Here is a 1718-nt window from a genome sequence, read left to right on the forward strand (position 1 = left end):
CCGCGAAATTTCCCGGATGCCGGCACGCATGCGCGCCGCGTCCCAGCATCCCGCAACGCCGCAGGCAGCCTGCTGGCCATCGCGCTCATGCTGCTGGCCGCCACCGGCAACGCACAGACAACCAAGGAGGCGCCGCCGGTCTATTTCGACTGGTTCGAATACACCGGCCGCGATACGGCCTTCGAAGCGCCATTGCCCGCCGGCCACTACCGCAATCCCGTGCTGGCGGGCTTCCATGCCGACCCCAGCATCGTCGCCGCCAACGGCAGGTTCTACCTGGTGAATTCCAGCTTCACCTACTTTCCGGGCATCCCCGTGTTCGAAAGCACGGACCTGGTGCACTGGAAGCAGATCGGCAACGTCATCGACCGTCCCACGCAGCTGGATTTCGACGGCCTGAGCGTGTCGCGCGGCATCTTCGCGCCGACCATCGAGTTCCACGAGGGCACCTTCTACGTGGTCACCACCGCGACCGACAGCGGCGGCAACTTCATCAGCACGGCGCGCGATCCGGCCGGTCCGTGGTCCGATCCGCACTGGCTGCCGACCATTGGCGGCATCGATCCGTCGCTGTTCTTCGACCACGACGGCAAGGTCTACCTGCTCAACAACGACGAACCACCGGGTCCGGCGCGTTATGACGGACACCGTGCGATCTGGATGCAGCAGATCGACCTGGCGCGCTTCCAGCCGGTCGGTCCCCGCAAGGTGCTGATCGATGGCGGCGTGGAGCCGGAGAAGAATCCGATCTGGATCGAGGGTCCGCATATCTACAAGCGGGACGGCTGGTACTACCTGTCCGACGCGGAGGGCGGCACCGGACCGCAGCATTCGCAGGTGGTGCTGCGCAGCCGCGACGTGTGGGGTCCCTATGTGCCTTACGCGGGCAATCCCATCCTGACCCAGCGCGATTTGCCTGTGGATCGTCCACTGCCCATCACGAATGCCGGCCATGCCGACCTGGTGGAGGGGCCCGATGGATCGTGGTGGGCGGTGTTCCTGGCGAGCCGCAACTACCAGCGCCGCCACTACAACACCGGTCGCGAAACGTACCTGCTGCCCGTGCAGTGGCGCGATGGCTGGCCGGAGATCCTGCCTGCCGACCAGGTCATACCCTATGTGGTGAAGGCTCCCTCGTGGATGCAGGGCGAAGCGACGCAGGCGCCGTCCACCGGCAATTTCTCCCATCGCGATGAATTCGATGCGCCGTCGCTGGCGTCGGAGTGGCTGCGCGTGCGCGTGCCCAAGTCCGCATGGGCAGACCTGGCCGCACGTCCCGGTTCCCTCGCTGTCCATCCTCTGACGGAAGGGCTGGAGACGCTGCGCAATCCCGCGTTCCTCGGTCGTCGCCAGCAGCATCTGCGATTCCAGGCCAGCACGGCGATGACGGCGCCGGCGCCGGGCGTGGCCGCGGGACTGGCCGCCTTCCAGAGCGAGGCGTACTGGTACTTCCTCGGCGCGCGCCGGCTCGATGGCAACCGCATTACGGTGTTTCTCGAAGGCCGCGACGGCAGCGGCACCACGCGCACGCTGGCGACACGCGACGTGGCGGCGACCGATGCCCTCCGCCTGAGGATTGAGGGCGACGAGGGAGACTACGGTTTCGCGTTCGACACGGGCGACGGACGCGGTTGGCAGACCTTGGCCAGCAAGGTCGATGGCACCGTACTGAGTACCGATCGCGCTGGCGGTTTCGTCGGTGCCCTGCTGGGTCCGTT

At 66.8% G+C, this 1718-nt stretch carries 1 protein-coding gene; it reads left to right on the plus strand.

Translation table 11 applies throughout. The features are described 5' to 3' along the window. Positions 1–87 precede the first annotated feature (87 nt). Positions 88–1718, plus strand: a 1631-nt coding sequence (locus AC04L7_RS18080; RefSeq protein WP_475513620.1) for a glycoside hydrolase family 43 protein, incomplete at its 3' end; no start/stop codon positions are given.

The sequence above is a fragment of the Pseudoxanthomonas sp. LjRoot204_2 genome (assembly GCF_056175765.1).